Genomic DNA, 16,977 nt, shown 5'->3' on the forward strand with positions numbered 1-16,977 from the left:
ATGAGTGGGATGAAAGTAAATAAAGCTTTAACAATCGCAGGATCTGATAGCGGAGGCGGTGCTGGAATTCAAGCAGATTTAAAAACATTCCAAGAGCTTGGTGTGTATGGAATGACGGCTATTACAGCAATTACTGCGCAAAATACGCTTGGCGTTCAAGGGGTATATCCTGTTTCTTTAGAAGGAATTACAGAACAGCTGAATTCAATTGGTACGGATTTAACGCCAGATGCTGTGAAACTAGGAATGCTATTTAGCAGTGAAATTATTCAAATTGTTGCAGAACATATTAAGAAATTTGGCTGGAATAATATTGTGCTAGATCCTGTTATGATTGCTAAGGGCGGGGCATCATTATTACAGCAAGAAGCAGTGCAAGCATTAAAAGAATATTTATTGCCACTAGCAACGGTTGTAACACCGAATGTTCCGGAAGCAGAAGTGTTAACTGGGATGGAGATTCATAATATAGAAGATAGTAAAAAAGCTGCAGAAGTGTTGCACGAATTAGGTGCTAAATATGTGCTTATGAAGGGCGGACATGCAGAATATCAAGGGAATGAAGTAATTGATTTACTCTTTGATGGAGAAGAGTTTATTGAATTTAGAAGTGAACGAATTCCTTCGAAGCAAACGCACGGAAGTGGCTGCACATTTGCTTCAGCAGTTACAGCTGGACTTGCAAAAGGATACTCAATTGAAGAGGCAGTTCAAGAGGCAAAACGATTTATTAGTATAGCAATTGAAGAGCCATTGAATATTGGTAGTGGCCATGGACCGACGAATCATTTTGCTTATAAGATGAATAATACACGTGTATAAAGACATGAGAAGCCAGTTTGTTAACTGGCTTTTTTTATGTTTACTTTTTCAAAATACAGGAGTAATATATCAGCCAGAATACATTTTTTGTAATACGCTGAGTCCAATTGTATGGAGCGGAGGAACCAATTTGTGCGTCGTCACTAGGGGTGAATCTTTCAATGTTGAAAGTAGGGCTACTCTCAAAGTCCGAATCCGACAGCTAACTTCGTAAGCGTCTTGAGAGAGGACGGTGCCATGATGGATACATCACTTCGTCGGTCTGATTAGTATAGGAGAATATCAATCTATGTTTGAGTTCTTTTATGCTAAGGAGGATGAGGTATATGGAATTAACGCTTATTTGCGTTGGAGAAGAAAATAAGGTAAAGAGTTTAAGAGAGCTAGTAGCATTTCAGCAGGAGCTAATTATTTTTACAGCAAATGAAGAGATAGCAGCTGAAGTTAGAAATTGTGGATTTGATTCGACTTATAGCTGTAATAAGGAGCAGGATTTTACTAGTATTTGTGAGCGGATTAAGAAAGTAATTTTATTAGGAGATGAGCTTCCGATAGTTAGCTTCTTCACAGAACGCATTCGTTTTTCTTTTCAAGCGCCTATTACTGTTGTTACAAAAAATAAAAGATATCCAGCGCGGCTCTATGAAACAATTGGAGCAAAATTTGTTGTGTTTACGAACTGTGATAATATTTCTTTTTTATTTTTTGAATAGAGCGGGGGAAGAAATGATGAAGGTACTACTATTTGGAGATGTAGCAGATCGTTGGGCGGTATCGATCGAGAGGGTTCAAGAATTGGCACAGATTGATCCTATTTTTCCAAGGCCATATATTTTATTACCATCAAAAGATGCTTTGTATTTAGAGGCGGATATTATCGAATATGAGGAATTGCATGTAGAATTAGCACAGGTTTATATTCGTGGAAGAAATTTACGTGCATTTCTACGAGGAGAATAAAGGTTGAATGAAAAAAGAGCGAATGCTGGGTGCAACAAGCTATGCACTTCATGTAATTTGCTCTTTTTATTTCATATTTAAAAGATCATTTTTATGAAACAGAAAGAAAAGACAAGAAAATAGATGAAATTATATGAATAATACGTAATGTAAGCGTTTAAACGGCGGAATATTTTCTTATTTTAAGTAATTTGCCTCTTTACAAGTTAAATATAGAGGAGTATATTTACTCTCATAAATCATTCATGAAATTTCCAAAAAAAACCTAAAATCGCTGAGTTCCAGAAATGGAGCGGGGGAACCAATTTTGTGCATCGTCACTTGGGGTGAATCTTTCAGTTTTGAAAGTAGGGCTACTCTTTAGGCCCGAATCCGACAGCTAACCTCGTAAGCGTTTAGAGAGGAGGTTTACTTTGTGTTGTTCACTTCGAACACTAAGTAGAGCTTAGTGTTCTTTTTTTGATGAATAAATGTCAAATTTTAACAAAAAGTGAGGGGTAGTTATGTTAGATGTTGTAATGATCGGGATTTTTGTTGGGTTAGTCGCATCGATGGTAAGTCTTGCAAGTTGGTCAGATAAAGTTGTGAAAGAAGGGAAGCAATCATGATGATTGCCTTATCGGTTATTGTTGCAGCGATTACGGTGTACTTAGTATACGCATTATTAAATCCAGAAAAGTTTTAATTAGGGGGAATCATTCATTATGATTTGGGTTGCAGTCGTTATTACAATGCTCTTGTTTATTCTAGTAGCAAAGCCAATGGGGATTTATTTAGAGAAAGCTTTTCAAGGTAGCAAGAAGCTAGATAAAGTATTCGGGCCTTTTGAAAAACTTATTTTTAAAATTACGGGTGTAAAAGCATACAATCAAACGTGGAAGCAATACGCATTATCATTAGTATTGTTAAACGGGTTTATGATTGTCGTTGTTTATTTCATTTTCAGATTACAAGGTGTGCTGCCGCTAAATCCAGCGCATATTGCAGGGATGGAGCCTACGCTCGCTTTTAATACAGCAATTAGTTTTATGGCTGATACAAATTTGCAGCATTATAGCGGTGAAAATGGTTTATCTTATTTATCACAATTAATCGCCATTACGTTTTTAATGTTTGCAGCACCAGCAACGACTTTAGCGATTGTTATGGCATTTATAAGAGGGCTTGCTGGAAAAGAACTTGGTAACTTTTTCGTTGATTTTACGAGAGCGTTAACGAGAGTGTTTCTTCCTATCGCATTTATTGCAGCATTAGTCTTTGTCGCACTTGGTGTACCACAAACGTTAGACGGGGCAGTTACAGCACATACGATTGAAGGTGCAAAGCAAAGTATATTGCGTGGACCAGTTGCATCATTCGTTTCAATTAAGGAACTTGGGAATAATGGTGGTGGTTTCTTCGGAGCAAACTCAGCACATCCATTTGAAAACCCAGGACAAATTAGTAATATTTTGCAAATGATGCTTATGATGTTATTACCAACAGCACTTCCATTTACGTACGGAAGAATGGTAGGAAATAAAAAGCAAGGCCGTATCCTTTTTGTATCACTGTTCATGGTCTTTTTACTAGGATTTATAACGATTACGACATCCGAATTACATGGAAATCCAGTATTGAACCAAACGGGTATCCAGCATGTGCAAGGAAGCACAGAAGGAAAAGAAGTACGATTCGGAACCGTATTTTCTTCACTTTACGCGACAGTAACGACAGCTGCTGAAACAGGAGCGGTTGATACGATGCATGATACGTTAACACCAATTGGCGGTTTAGTTCCACTCGTAAATATGATGTTGAATACAGTATATGGCGGCGTTGGAGCAGGCTTTATCAATATTATCATGTATGCAATTATTGCAGTCTTTATATCAGGATTAATGGTCGGACGGACGCCAGAGTTTTTAGGTAAAAAGATTGAAGGTAAGGAAATGAAATTAATTGCGGTAACGATATTATTCCATCCGTTGCTTATTTTAGGATTTTCAGCATTAGCTCTTTCAACAAGTTTAGGAACAGATGCCATTTCTCATTCAGGTTTCCACGGTTTAACGCAAGTTGTATATGAATACACATCGTCAGCTGCGAATAACGGGTCTGGATTTGAAGGTTTAGGGGATAATACGCCGTTTTGGAATATTACGACTGGTTTAGTTATGTTTTTAGGACGTTATTTCAGCTTAATTACGATGCTAGCTGTTTCTGCTTCACTGAAGGAGAAAACGGTCGTACCAGAAACAGTCGGAACATTCCGTACGGATAATAGTTTATTTGGTGGCATCTTCATCGGAACGATTGTAATTGTTGGTGCGTTAACATTCTTCCCGATGTTAGTATTAGGTCCAATTGCAGAATTTCTTACATTGAAGTAATGGAGGGTAAATGATGAGACCGGTAGTAGTAAAAGAAAAACAAGTAAATCAGTCACAAATACATGCTGTAGAAGATGAGGTTAGACAAGCGAAAACGTTGGATCGTGATATTGTTACGCATGCGATAAAGCAATCCTTTGCGAAATTGAATCCGAAAGTAATGATAAAAAATCCTATTATGTTCATTGTGGAAATTGGATTTATCATAACGTTACTTTTATCCTTTCTTCCAAGTAGTTCGAGTAGCGTACCAGGATGGTTTAATATAACAGTTTCTCTCATTCTATTATTTACAGTTTTATTTGCTAACTTTGCAGAAGCGTTAGCTGAAGGTCGTGGTAAAGCGCAAGCCGATTCTTTAAAACAATCGAAAAAAGATGTATTTGCAAATGTTGTAAAAGAAAATGGAGACATTGTTCAAGTTTCAGCAACTGATCTGAGAAAAGGAGACGTTGTTATTGTAAAACAAGGAGAAATGATTCCAAATGATGGTGAAGTAATTAAAGGATTAGCGTCTGTAGATGAATCTGCAATAACAGGAGAATCTGCTCCTGTTATAAAAGAAGCAGGTGGCGATTTTTGTTCCGTAACAGGCGGTACGATGGTCGTAAGTGATGAGATTACAATTGTGATTACGAGTAACCCAGGTGAATCATTTATTGATAAAATGATTTCTTTAGTAGAAGGAGCTGCGCGTCAAAAAACGCCGAATGAGATTGCTTTAAATACAGTATTAACGAGTTTAACTCTTATTTTCTTAATAGTTGTTGTGACGTTGCCGATTTTTACAAATTATTTAGGGTTTCAAATTGATACAGCTGTACTTGTAGCGTTGTTAGTTTGTTTAATTCCAACGACAATTGGTGGGTTATTATCAGCGATTGGTATTGCCGGGATGGACCGCGTGACAAAGTTTAATGTGCTAGCAATGTCAGGGAAAGCAGTAGAAGCTGCGGGCGATATCAACACAATTATTTTAGATAAAACGGGTACGATTACTTTTGGGAACCGGATGGCACATACACTGCTTCCTGTAGGAAATGAAACAATTGAGCAAGTAGGAAAATGGGCTGCGATTAGCTCAGTTTTAGATGAAACACCAGAAGGTCGATCAGTTATAGAATATGTACAAACGAAATCTATATCATATAATAGAGAAATTGCAGAACAAGGTGAATTTGTTCCATTTAAAGCAGAAACGAGAATGAGTGGTGTTGATTTACAGGACGGAACGAAAGTGAGAAAAGGTGCTGTTAGTGCAGTTATTGAATGGGTTCAATCGCAAGGCGGAACAATTCCGAAAGATGTGAATCAAAAAGCAGATTTAATTTCAAAAGAGGGCGGGACACCGCTTGTAGTTGCAGTAGATGATCGTATTTACGGTTTGATTTATTTAAAGGATACAGTAAAACCTGGTATGCGTGAACGTTTTGAACAATTGCGCCAAATGGGGATTAAAACGGTTATGTGTACTGGTGATAATCCGTTAACAGCAGCAACAATTGCAAAAGAAGCAGGGGTAGATGAATTCGTTGCCGAGTGTAAACCGGAGGATAAAATTGCGGTTATTAAAGCAGAGCAAGATAAAGGGAAACTTGTAGCGATGACAGGTGATGGTACAAATGATGCTCCGGCATTAGCGCAAGCTGACGTTGGATTAGCGATGAATAGTGGTACGACAGCTGCGAAAGAAGCAGCAAATATGATTGATTTAGATTCGAATCCAACGAAAATTATTGAGGTTGTAGGAATCGGTAAGCAATTGTTAATGACACGTGGTGCGTTAACGACGTTTAGTATTGCGAACGATATTGCAAAATATTTTGCAATCATTCCAGCAATGTTTACACTTGCGATTCCGCAAATGGAAGCATTAAACATTATGAAATTAACATCACCGCTTTCAGCAATCTTATCAGCATTAATATTTAATGCGGTTATTATTCCGTTACTTATTCCGCTAGCGATGAAAGGTATCGCATATAAACCGATGAGTTCGAATGCACTACTTAGCCGAAACTTACTCATTTATGGGCTTGGCGGAGTTATCGTTCCGTTCATTGGAATTAAAGTAATTGATATGATTGTCGGCTTGTTCATATAAGGAAGAGGGGAAAAAAGATGGCGAAAAAACAAAGTATACTTTCACCAATTATTCGTATTACTTTTACGTTCTTAGTCTTGTGCGGCCTTGTATACCCGCTTATTGTAACTGGTATTGCGCAAGCGGTAATGAAGGATAATGCGGATGGAAGTCTTATATATAATGATAAGGATGAAGTAGTTGGTTCAAAATTAATCGGTCAAAATTTCACAGATCCACGTTATTTTCATGGACGTGTCTCTAGTATAGAATATAAAGCAGAAGCATCTGGTTCAAATAACTATGCACCATCTGATCCAGATTTAGCAAAACGAGTTGAGAAAAGTATTGAAGACTGGAAGCAACAAAACCGGGCCGTTCCAGTTACAGAAGTACCGATAGATTTAGTGACGAATTCGGGTTCAGGGCTTGATCCTGACATTAGTCCAAAAGCGGCTTCTGTGCAGGTAAATCGCATCTCGAAATTAACGAATATTCCGAAAGAAAAGCTAGATCAATTGATTAAGGATCAAACGGAAGGTGCTGCGCTCGGCTTGTTTGGAGAAAATCGCGTGAACGTCTTAAAGCTAAATTTAGAATTACAGAAATTAATGAAATAGTAACAGTGCTACCTCAATCTAACGGATTGAGGTAGTGTTGTTTCGAAAGAAAGGTTGTGAGTGTTTTGTATGCGGATGACTATAAACCGACGTTTCAAAGGCGGACACCAGAAGAGTATTTAGAATACATTCGTCAACAAAATCGTGGGAAGTTAAAGCTATACGTAGGGGCTGCACCAGGAGTAGGGAAAAGTTATAAAATGCTCTTTGATGCAAGAGAGATGAAAAAAGATGGCATTGATATTGTAATTGGTTTAATTGAAACACATGGGAGGGAAGAGACAGAAGAAGCGATTGCTGATTTAGAAAAAGTCCCTTTAAAAGAAATAGATTATAAAGGAAAGGGATTTTATGAGCTTGATGTGGAAGGAATTATAAAGCGTGCACCGCAAGTAGTTGTAGTGGATGAACTTGCACATAGTAATATTCCTGGATCTAAAAATAAGAAGCGTTACATGGATGTGCAAGAATTGTTAGATGCAGGTATATCTGTATTATCTGCGTTTAATATTCAACATTTAGAAAGTGTTCATGACATTGTAGCTCAAATTACGAATGTAAAAGTACGAGAACGAATTCCGGATTTTATTTTGCAAAAAGCAAATGAAATTCAACTCGTTGATGCAACACCTGAGGTACTCCGGAAGAGATTAATAGATGGAAAGATATATAAGGAAGAAAAAATAGAGCAAAGCTTACAAAATTTCTTCACACTCAATAATTTAGGGGCACTCAGAGAGTTATCGCTTCGTGAAGTGGCAGATGATATGGATGAGAAAATTAGTCAAACAGTTACAGAACCAATTGGGGTGAAAGAAAAAATTCTCGTTTGTGTACAATACAGTTCAACAGCAGAGAAGTTAATACGAAGAGGTTGGCGTATGGCTGACCGGTTAAACGCTGAATTGTATGTCTTAAACGTTGAGAGGGAAAATATAGATTCTCTTTCAGCAGGGAAAAAGCAAACAATTGAAGAGTGGAAGTCGCTAACAAATCAATTTGATGCGAGTTTTGTATTAGAAGAAGCGAAAGGAAGAAAACCGGCTGATGTTATTATTGAAGTTGCCCAGAGACTACAAGTAACACAAGTTTTACTCGGGCAATCGGCGAGAACACGGTGGGAGGAAATACGAAAAGGTTCTATTGTAAATGAAATTATGAGACAAACGAAGTATATTGATATTCATATTGTTGCGGATCAACGAACTTAAACTAGAGACCTCCTTTCGGGAAGTCTCTAGTTTGCTTTTTGTACAGTGTGAAAATGTAGCATTTTCATTGCATATAAGATTACGAGTAGAAACGTAATTGCTCCTATGAAGAAAATCCAAAAGTAATTTTGATGAAATAAAAGAAACCCACCTACAATTGGTCCTGTACCCATGCCAAGATAGCGAATGAAGTTGTACATACCGATAGCAGTTGCGCGTTCTTGTATGAATTCTTCCGTTAATAAAGTAGTGTGAGTTGGCATAGAAAGTCCCATGCTAAAACCGTATAGAGAGGTAACGATAATTATGAATGGGATATTGATGCTATATGTGAAAGAGAATAAAGTGATGCATATAATATTGAAGAGACTAGTAATTAGTAAAGCCTGCTTTGTTGGGAGCTTTGTTTGCAAAAACTTGTAGCAATAACTTCCTAACATAATGGAAAGGGACATTGGTATAAACATAAGACCAATTTCACTTGCGTGTAGATGAAATATATTTGTTAATATGCTAGGCAAAAAAACGAGGAAACAAAAATATATACAAAATTGAATAAAGCCAATAAGGGTAATAGAAAATCCAGTTTTATTTTTTAAGATAAGCCAGTAATTCTTTTTTGTTTTAGGTTGCTCAATTACATTTGGTTTTGTTTCTGGGAGTAGTGAAATGTTTATAATTAATACGATAATGCCAATTGTAGATAAAAAGAGAAATACAGATAAATGACCATTTATATTGCCGAGATAACCACCTATGAGAGGACCGATCGCAGGTGCGAGAGCAAGTAACATTTGATAAAGGCTCATCGCTTCTCCGCGTTCTTTTCCTTCAAATAAATCACCGATAATAGTTGCTGCAACTACAGGTATAGCTGCTATTCCTAAAGCTTGAACAGCTCTAAAAAATAGAAATAAGTAAATGTTTGGTGAGAAAGCACAACCAATTGAGCCGATCGTACTAATAATTAAACTAGGGATAAGGACAGATTTTCTTCCCTTTGTATCAATTAAAGGTCCATATATGAGCTGCATAATTGCAAGAACGAATGTGAAAAGTGAAACGGTTAAATTTACAAGGTAAAGAGAAGTATGAAACGAGTTTTGAATCATCGGTAAGATAGGTGTGTAAATATTTTGAGCGAAGGAACCGAGTAAGGCGCTCATACAGATAATATATAAAATGAAATTCAGTTTGGTTTTTTCCATAATGTTAACCCCCTTGTTATTTAGTTTCCTTGGAAACTAAATTTATTTTAACATGATTTTCTCACTTGTAAAGATGGAAAAATGATTTTAAAATGGTATATAGTTAAATTGTTTCTTTGGAAACTTAGGAGGCGAACGGATTGGAACGTACAACGAAACAAATGGAAATACTTTCGGATATTCGTACACTTTTGCATAAAAAAGAAGAGCATTTGAAAGAAAATAATGAGAAGTTTCTTCTTGAGACAGGTGTAAGTGGTTTGTCTTTATCTGAGTTACATGTTATCGAGTGCATCGGAAAGACAGGAGTGATGAATGTAACTGCAATTACGGCAGAGATGGGGATGACGAAGGGAGCAATCTCTAAAATTTGTACAAAGTTGTTCCAAAAACAATTTGTTGAGAAGATGAAAATGTTAGATAATCAAAAGGAAATTTTCTTCCGTCTAACAGAAAGAGGAGCTGAAATATATAAGGCTCATGAAAAATTGCATAAACAAGCTGAAGAAAAGTGGCTGTTACTTTTAGATGGGTATACGAAAGAAGAGCAAGATTGTATTCAAAGGTTTATAAAGGATGTCACGGGTCATTTGGAAATATAATTGGAAGAAAAAATACCTTTTTCTCAAGCCTTTTGAATATAATTTCTGAAAGAACTCATATATAATAGAACAAGATACTTAACATAGTGAATAATTAAAGAGTCAATATATATAAAGAGGAGAGAATAACATGCTTGAAAATACGGGGTTAGTATTAGAAGGCGGCGGTATGCGTGGTGTATATACGGGAGGGATACTAGAATACTTTATGGAACAAGATTTATATTTTCCATATGTAATCGGTGTATCAGCTGGTGCTTGTCATGCAGCGTCGTATCTTTCCAGACAAAGAAATAGAAATAAAACAGTAAATATTGATTATGCATCGCATCCACAATATTTATCGTATAAAAACTTATGGAAAAAACGTCAATTATTCGATATGGATTTCATTTTTCATGAAATTCCAGAAAAACATGTCCCATTTGATTTTGAAACATACTTTAATAGTCCAGAGCGTTTCCTTGTAGGAACAACTGATTGTGAAACAGGACAGTCTGTTTATTTTGAAAAAGAGGGAACGAATGATGATGCACTAAATTTATTACAAGCATCTAGTTCGTTACCTTTCATTGCACCAGTAGTAAATTACCGTGGTAAGCAATTGTTAGATGGCGGGATTTCTGATCCGATTCCAGTTCGTAAAGCACAGGAGGATGGATTTAAAAAATCAGTCGTTATTTTGACGAGAAATCATGGTTACGCAAAGAAAAAATCAAAATTTGGCTGGGTTGCAACGAAAGCTTATAAAAAATATCCGAACCTTGTTAACACGATGCTAGCTCGTTATGAAGTGTATAATGAAACACTTCACTACATTGAAAAAGAAGAACAAGCTGGTAATTTATTTGTTATTCGCCCAGAAGTGCAGCTTCAAGTAGATCGTATGGAAAAGGATACGGCTAAATTACAAAATCTATATGAGCAAGGCTATGAAGATGCGAAGAGACAGTTTGCAGATTTACAGGCATTTTTGCAAAAATAATAATTAGGCTGTGGAGAAGGAGTTCTCCGCAGTTTTTTTTGTATTGCTTGATGGAAATATACAACGAAAATATGGTATAATATGGATAAAAGTGTGTGAAGGAATGATACATATGAAAAATGTATATAAAGGACTTAGACATACTGGATTTACTGCAATGCTTATTTTTGGCGGCGTATTTTTACTTCGCTGGCTTATTCATAATGAAATGCTACTGGATCAGCTTATTGGGTTCAGTGTAGGAATGGTGATGGTTATTTCAACAGTTTTCATTCAAAAGTATAGTAAAGAATTGCAGGTAAATGAGAAATATTAAAGGTTTCTAGCCTCTTTTAAGTAGTTTGGTCGTAGAGGAGGCTTTCATATGCTTTTTTTATTTGCAGTATATTTTGTTTTTATTATGACATTGTTAATGACGTTTTTTCTTTCTAAAAGATCATATGAGAAGCCGTTTATTAAATATATACCAGCGTTCATATTGTTTATTTTGGCTTTCATTTCTTCTATTACGTTTGTATGTAATAACGGAATGGGAGAGCTTATGATAGCAATCTTCTTAGGTGTTATACAGCAATAGCGAACGGTCTTCTGCTCCTTGCGTTGAAAGTAGTTCGTGTGATTGTTGCAAAAGGAAAGTAGAACATCGGGATTCGATGCTCTACTTTTTTATCCCGCATTAACGGGCAGTAAGACCCTCACCTCAAAATTCGGCGAAAGCAAAGAAGTTAGGTGGGGGATCAACTGCCCGTAAAAGCCCGATTGGTTCAACTAATAATCAGTGGGGGTGAAGAAAACCCCCCACTGATTAAAGTTTCACTTTATTTACGCTTCTTTTTAATAAATGAAAAGGCTAAAGCTGCAATTAAAATACTGCCTTTAATGATATCTTGTGCATAATAAGGAACGTTCATCATTGTGAGGCCATTTAATATGATCCCAATTAATACGGAACCAAGAAATGTTCCGATGACATTTGGTTTCTTAGCACCGAACATTGCGTAACCGATATAGGCAGCTGCAACTGCATCCATTAATAATGGGACGCCAGCTGAAACTTGTCCTGTTCCAACGCGGCTACATAGAATAATACCGCCAATAGAGGCAAGTAAACCGCTAATCATATAAGCATATACACGGTAACGATCAGTAGGAATACCAGCTAGTCTAGCAGCTTCTCGATTCCCACCTGTCATATAAAAGAAACGACCGTACGTTGTTTTTTCTAAAAATACATATGCAATCAAAACGACGATAAGCATGATAATGACAGGGACTGGAATTCCTAACAAGGAACCTTGACCGATAAATAAAAAGGATGGAATAAAATGTCCTTTGGCACCAGACATTCCTTCATAAATAGAAGATCCTTTTGAAAATGTTAAGTGTAGTCCATTAACGATATACATGATACTTAATGTAGCTAGTAAATCTGGTAGTTTAATTCGGATAACGAGTAAGGCATTTAATAATCCAACTAATAGCCCGCAAAGAATAGGAATAAGGAGTGTGACTAATAGCTCTTGTCGATATAAAACGAGACAGGAAGCAGCTGCAATTGTTGCTAAACTAGCGGTAGAGCCGACTGATAAATCAAATCCATCTACAATTAATGTAAAGGTAACACCAATTGCAAGTAACGTTACGATAGAAATGGAACGTAAAATATCACTAATATTGTTGTATGTTAAAAAAGAATCGTTGACGATAGAGAAGAAAATTGTAACACCTATAATGATAGCAATCGTACTAAATTGATAAAAAAGATGAGTAGGTAAATATAGTTTCTTAGTTTTCGTTTTATGAACGAGATTCAATGGAATAGCTCCCTTCAGATAAATGTAAAAGATGCTCAGGAGATAGATCGTTTGGCAAGTATTCACCTACAAATTCACCGTTTGTCAGTATAAGAATGCGATCGGCGATATGCAGCGCTTCATCTTGTTCTCCTGTGAAATAAATTACGGAACTTCCGTTTTCTGTAATGTTGCGAATGAATTGAAAAATGTCTTGTTTTGCAGCTATGTCCACCCCTTTAGTTGGCTCGTCTAAAAGAAATAGATTCGGTTTGAATCCATCCCACTTTGCAATGGAGACTTTTTGCTGGTTTCCACCGCTAAGTGAATGAATAAAGGCTTTTGGGTCATCGGGTGAAATGCTGAAAGAAGAAATTGCCGTAGTAGCATTATTTAATTCGGTTTGTTTTCGTCTCCAACCTGATTGGTGTAAATTTGTGTGACCTATAATATCTTCCGAAAGAAATACGCCTTGTTTTCTTCTTTCTTCTGGTACAAGTGCGATTTTCGCTTTAATCGCATCTCGCGGTGTTTTAATCGTAATATTTTGGCCGTCTATTTTTGCATGATAAGTGTGACGTGCACCAAATAAAGTTTCAGCAATTGTTGTTTTGCCACTGCCAATTAATCCGTATATCACAACAGTTTCACCTTTCCATATGGTGAGAGAAAGGGGAGGATGGTCTTTGTGTAAGGGAAGTTCTTGTACTTTAAATAATTCTTCGTTCCCTCGTTTTGGTGCTGTATTAATAGGAAGTGTAAGTTGTTTTCCAGTCATCGCTTCCACAATTTGTTGATCTGTAACCTGTGTAATAGCTTCAGAAAGTGCAACTTTACCGTTATGTAATACCGTTACATCATCCGCGAAATTTCGAATCTCTGATAAACGATGAGAAATTAAGATGATGCCAATTCCTTTTGATGTTAAATCTTTTAATAGTTTCCCGAAACTTTCAACTTCTTTAGGTCCAAGAGAAGAAGTAGGCTCATCTAATAAAAGATAATTTGTATTGTTGGATAAAGCTCTTGCGATAAGAAGTAATTGTTTTTCATGTAATGAGCAGTTGGAAACATCTTCAGAAACATTTAAATCAGCCTGTACAGTTTGCAAATGTTGTTTAGCGAGTGAGACTAATTTTGACTTTGAAAATAGTACTTTATTTTGCATTGCTAAATGATCGATAAGTACATTTTCTAATACAGATAATCCCGGAATAAGTCCGTGATCTACTTCTTGTGTTACAAAAGAAATACCGTGCTTTTTTGCATCGCGTGGTGAAGTAAAGGAAACAGATTGATTATCAATTTTTATATCGCCAGCAACTGGTTGAAATTCACCAGTTGCTATTTTCAGTAGAGTACTTTTCCCAGCACCGTTCATTCCTAGTAGGGCATGAACTTTTCCTTTTTGAATATGGATAGAAACATCTTCTAGAACAGGTGTAGCGACATGATAAGAATGTGTAATGTTTTGAAGAGAGAATGTCATCATTTTTTCTCCTTCTCTAATTTTTTCATCCAAGGAGAATACACATCTTTCGAGTCTCCCCAACTGTTTATATGTTTTGATAATTGATCCATTGTTATATTTTCTTTTGGTAAACTATTTTTCTTTACTAAATAAGGTTCTAGTGAATAAATATCTGGTGTTTGTTCACCGGCAATTTTTTTGTATAAGAATCGTACTTGAACTTTACCTACTTCCGCTGGATCAGTTGCAGCCGTAGCAGACCAAGGTGAGTTTTCTTTTTGCATAAGTTGTAAATCTTCATTACTTAAATCAATGCTGTATACTTTTATATCTGTACGACCAGCTTGTTCAAGTGCTTTAACAGCTCCTTTAGCAAACTCATCCCATGAAGCGAAAATAGCTTGTAACTCTCCTTTTTTCGGATATTTTTTTAGTAAAGCTTCTACTTGTGTTTGTGTATCAAGCGGTGTGTTATTGCTAGCAGTACCGAATCGCGCAACTTCTTTTATATTTGGATAACGTTTATAAAAAGCATCAATGATAACGTTGCGACGTTCCATTGGAGCAAATCCACCAACCCATACAACTGCGATATTTCCTTGTCCATTCAAATCTTCCGCTAACGTTTTTAATGATTTCCATGAAAGGCTATAGTCATCTTGATCAATAATCGTTACACCTGGTAAGCGTAGATCGTTATCAAATGCGACTACGGGAATGTTCGCCTGTAACGCTTTTTCGACTCCAGGTTTTAGCGCTTCAGATCGGCCATGATCAATTAAAATGCCATCCACTTTTGAATTAATAGCAGTATCTAAATTTGCAGCCATTTTTGCTAAATCGTTATCAGAATTGTAGACTTGTACACTGCCGCCAAATAGCTCGACTTGTTTTTTGACGCCCTCAATATATTGAGAGGAAAAAGTTCCGATAGACATTTGCATAATTAATGCGATTTTTAATGGCTTCTTTACTTGGGTTGGAACTTCTGTTTGTAAGTGATTTTCTACTGTTGTAGTTACTTTTTTCACAGTTTGTTGCTTTTGTGAAGAGATAGCATCTTGTTCATTTGTACAAGATGTTAATGTAAGTAAGAGAAAAATAAGTACGATGGAACATAATTTTTTCATAAAAAAATCCCTCCTAAACTAAGAAGAGAGGGGAGGGAGTGAAAATAAAAAACGCCTTTTCAAATAGAAAAGACGTCTTATCATATTACTCTTATCTTTCAACACAACGTGTTGTAAGAATTAGCACCGTGCCCATAAATGGGTCGGTTGCCGGGCTTCGTAGGGCTCATCCCTCCACCTGCTCTTGATAAGACATCGAATATTTAACTATTTCGAATTATTCCATGATTCTGTACGGTTGTCAAATGTTTTTTGAAAATAAAAAACCCCTCATAAAGAGGGATTTTAATGTGGTAAGAAAACTAATTGATAAGCGAACAAGATTCCGAATAAATACACAAGTGGGTGAACAGCACGGAATTGTCCTTTTGCCACTTTCATAAGTGGGTATGAAATAAATCCAAGTGCGATACCTGTTGAGATACTTGATGTAAGTGGCATGCTTAAGATTACTAAAAATGCTGGGAATGCTTCATCGAATGTATCCCAATCGATGTGGCGAACTGAGCCCATCATAAGACTACCAACGATAATTAATGATGGTGCTGTAATAGCTGAAACGCCAGAAACAGCGCTCACTAAAGGTCCGAAGAATGCTGCTAATGCAAATAGAACAGCTACTGTCACAGTTGTTAAACCAGTACGACCACCAGCTGCAACACCTGCAGATGATTCAATGTAAGCTGTTGATGGTGTTGTTCCGAACATAGCTCCAATTGTTGCTGAGAATGAGTCAGATAGAAGAGCTCGTCCTGCTTTTGGAAGTTTTCCGTCTTTCATAAATCCGCCTTGTTGTGCTACACCAAGTAATGTTCCTGTTGTATCAAATAGTGTAACGAGGAAGAATGAGAACACAACACCGTATAATCCGTAATTAATTACATCAGAAACAGCAGTAATTGGATTTGAAACGATAATTCCTTCTGGTAATCCAGGCATTGACGTAACGCCATTTGAGAATGTTAATTGACCTGTGAAGTAAGCAATAATACCAGTTAATAACATTCCGATAAATAATGCCCCGTTTACATTTAAAGACATAAGGATAATTGTAATTCCGAGGCCAGCTAATGCTAGTAGAACTGGAGCAGAGTGAAGATCGCCAAGCCCAACTAAGTTTGCATCATTTTTTGTAACAATTCCTGTTAAGCGCAAACCGATAAAAGCAATAAAAAGACCAATACCAGCAGTAAGTGCATGTTTTAAGTTTTCAGGAATTACTTCCATTAATTTCGTACGGAAAGATGTGAATGATAACAAAATTAAAATCATACCTGCTACGAATACAGCAGAGAATGCAATCGCGAAAGTCATGCCTTCATGAGCTTTTACAACAGAGTAAGAGAAGTAAGCATTTAATCCCATACCTGGTGCAATTGCGATTGGTAGATTAGTAAAGATCGCCATAAATAATGTTCCGACAACAGCTGCAATGATTGTCGCTGTAAATGCTTGTTCAAACGGAACACCTGCATCCCCAAGGATGACAGGGTTTACGACAATGATATATGCCATTGTTAAAAAGGTAATAATACCTGCCATAATTTCAGTTTTAATAGAAGTTTTATGTTTTGAAAGGTTAAACATATAAACATCCTTTCTTTTTACGAATAATTTTCACAACAGTTATATATAATATTCGTTTTTTAACTATTTTGCAATAGTTTTGCATAAAAACTTTAGAACAATTCATATTTTATGTCTTAAATTCGAATATTAA

At 36.4% G+C, this 16,977-nt stretch carries 17 protein-coding genes, 1 pseudogene and 3 riboswitches; of the genes and pseudogenes, 13 read left to right on the plus strand and 5 right to left on the minus strand.

Annotated elements, in window-relative coordinates:
* The 9 genes from thiD (at position 1) to kdpDN (ending at position 8,068) form a co-directional block, all read left to right on the plus strand.
* Positions 1 to 822 (plus strand): bifunctional hydroxymethylpyrimidine kinase/phosphomethylpyrimidine kinase, encoded by an 822-nt coding sequence (thiD, locus tag KPL75_RS17925; protein ID WP_219917197.1) that lies wholly within the window; start codon positions 1 to 3, stop codon positions 820 to 822.
* Positions 823 to 907: 85 nt separating this feature from the next.
* Positions 908 to 1,055: riboswitch (cyclic di-AMP (ydaO/yuaA leader) on the plus strand.
* A 93-nt stretch (positions 1,056 to 1,148) separates the two neighbouring features.
* Positions 1,149 to 1,535, plus strand: coding sequence for a hypothetical protein (locus KPL75_RS17930; RefSeq protein WP_219917198.1), 387 nt, complete (start codon positions 1,149 to 1,151; stop codon positions 1,533 to 1,535).
* Positions 1,536 to 1,548: 13 nt separating this feature from the next.
* On the plus strand, positions 1,549 to 1,782 hold the full coding sequence (locus KPL75_RS17935) for a hypothetical protein (RefSeq protein WP_219917199.1): 234 nt from the start codon (positions 1,549 to 1,551) through the stop codon (positions 1,780 to 1,782).
* Between the two features lie 262 nt (positions 1,783 to 2,044).
* Positions 2,045 to 2,190, plus strand: a riboswitch (cyclic di-AMP (ydaO/yuaA leader).
* A gap of 95 nt (positions 2,191 to 2,285) precedes the next feature.
* Complete coding sequence (locus tag KPL75_RS17940) at positions 2,286 to 2,390, plus strand: SipW-dependent-type signal peptide-containing protein (RefSeq protein WP_127814081.1); 105 nt, start codon at positions 2,286 to 2,288, stop codon at positions 2,388 to 2,390.
* On the plus strand, positions 2,387 to 2,467 hold the full coding sequence (gene kdpF / locus KPL75_RS17945) for a K(+)-transporting ATPase subunit F (protein ID WP_000972378.1): 81 nt from the start codon (positions 2,387 to 2,389) through the stop codon (positions 2,465 to 2,467). Before KPL75_RS17940 ends, kdpF begins: the two co-directional genes overlap by 4 nt.
* A 19-nt stretch (positions 2,468 to 2,486) precedes the next feature.
* The gene (kdpA, locus tag KPL75_RS17950; RefSeq protein WP_219917200.1) at positions 2,487 to 4,154 is read left to right on the plus strand and encodes a potassium-transporting ATPase subunit KdpA; all 1,668 of its coding nucleotides are present in this window, start codon (positions 2,487 to 2,489) and stop codon (positions 4,152 to 4,154) included.
* Between the two features lie 13 nt (positions 4,155 to 4,167).
* On the plus strand, positions 4,168 to 6,258 hold the full coding sequence (kdpB, locus tag KPL75_RS17955; protein WP_219917201.1) for a potassium-transporting ATPase subunit KdpB: 2,091 nt from the start codon (positions 4,168 to 4,170) through the stop codon (positions 6,256 to 6,258).
* Between the two features lie 17 nt (positions 6,259 to 6,275).
* Complete coding sequence (kdpC, locus tag KPL75_RS17960; protein WP_219917202.1) at positions 6,276 to 6,857, plus strand: K(+)-transporting ATPase subunit C; 582 nt, start codon at positions 6,276 to 6,278, stop codon at positions 6,855 to 6,857.
* A 56-nt stretch (positions 6,858 to 6,913) separates the two neighbouring features.
* The gene (kdpDN, locus tag KPL75_RS17965; protein WP_219917203.1) at positions 6,914 to 8,068 is read left to right on the plus strand and encodes a KdpD-like non-kinase potassium sensor; all 1,155 of its coding nucleotides are present in this window, start codon (positions 6,914 to 6,916) and stop codon (positions 8,066 to 8,068) included.
* Between the two features lie 26 nt (positions 8,069 to 8,094).
* Here the strand turns inward: kdpDN and KPL75_RS17970 are convergent, their stop codons facing one another.
* Positions 8,095 to 9,276, minus strand: a complete 1,182-nt coding sequence (locus KPL75_RS17970; RefSeq protein ID WP_219917204.1) for an MFS transporter — start codon at positions 9,274 to 9,276, stop codon at positions 8,095 to 8,097.
* Between the two features lie 140 nt (positions 9,277 to 9,416).
* Between KPL75_RS17970 and KPL75_RS17975 the strand changes: the two genes are divergently transcribed.
* The 4 genes and pseudogenes from KPL75_RS17975 to KPL75_RS17990 all read left to right on the plus strand — a co-directional run bounded on the left by KPL75_RS17975 (position 9,417) and on the right by KPL75_RS17990 (position 11,502).
* On the plus strand, positions 9,417 to 9,878 hold the full coding sequence (locus KPL75_RS17975; protein ID WP_219917205.1) for a MarR family transcriptional regulator: 462 nt from the start codon (positions 9,417 to 9,419) through the stop codon (positions 9,876 to 9,878).
* A gap of 130 nt (positions 9,879 to 10,008) precedes the next feature.
* Entirely contained in the window at positions 10,009 to 10,863 is an 855-nt protein-coding gene (locus tag KPL75_RS17980) for a patatin-like phospholipase family protein (protein WP_219917206.1), read from the plus strand.
* 112 nt (positions 10,864 to 10,975) lie between these two features.
* A complete protein-coding gene (locus KPL75_RS17985; protein WP_002150476.1) occupies positions 10,976 to 11,179 on the plus strand; it encodes a hypothetical protein in 204 nt (67 codons plus the stop codon).
* A gap of 48 nt (positions 11,180 to 11,227) precedes the next feature.
* A pseudogene (locus tag KPL75_RS17990) lies at positions 11,228 to 11,502 on the plus strand (sugar ABC transporter ATPase).
* A gap of 179 nt (positions 11,503 to 11,681) precedes the next feature.
* Here the strand turns inward: KPL75_RS17990 and KPL75_RS17995 are convergent.
* The 4 genes from KPL75_RS17995 to KPL75_RS18010 all read right to left on the minus strand — a co-directional run bounded on the left by KPL75_RS17995 (position 11,682) and on the right by KPL75_RS18010 (position 16,844).
* Positions 11,682 to 12,677, minus strand: coding sequence for an ABC transporter permease (locus tag KPL75_RS17995; RefSeq protein WP_002150474.1), 996 nt, complete (start codon positions 12,675 to 12,677; stop codon positions 11,682 to 11,684).
* Positions 12,661 to 14,148: a sugar ABC transporter ATP-binding protein gene (locus tag KPL75_RS18000; protein ID WP_002150473.1), complete on the minus strand. Its 1,488-nt coding sequence runs from the start codon at positions 14,146 to 14,148 to the stop codon at positions 12,661 to 12,663. The genes KPL75_RS17995 and KPL75_RS18000 overlap by 17 nt, the downstream gene beginning before the upstream one ends.
* Positions 14,145 to 15,257: a sugar ABC transporter substrate-binding protein gene (locus KPL75_RS18005; RefSeq protein WP_219917207.1), complete on the minus strand. Its 1,113-nt coding sequence runs from the start codon at positions 15,255 to 15,257 to the stop codon at positions 14,145 to 14,147. Before KPL75_RS18005 ends, KPL75_RS18000 begins: the two co-directional genes overlap by 4 nt.
* A gap of 88 nt (positions 15,258 to 15,345) precedes the next feature.
* Positions 15,346 to 15,451, minus strand: a riboswitch (SAM riboswitch).
* Positions 15,452 to 15,542: 91 nt separating this feature from the next.
* Positions 15,543 to 16,844 (minus strand): NCS2 family permease, encoded by a 1,302-nt coding sequence (locus KPL75_RS18010; protein ID WP_002150469.1) that lies wholly within the window; start codon positions 16,842 to 16,844, stop codon positions 15,543 to 15,545.
* Positions 16,845 to 16,977: the final 133 nt, after the last annotated feature.

Source organism: Bacillus sp. NP247, from assembly GCF_018966865.1.
GTDB lineage: Bacteria > Bacillota > Bacilli > Bacillales > Bacillaceae_G > Bacillus_A.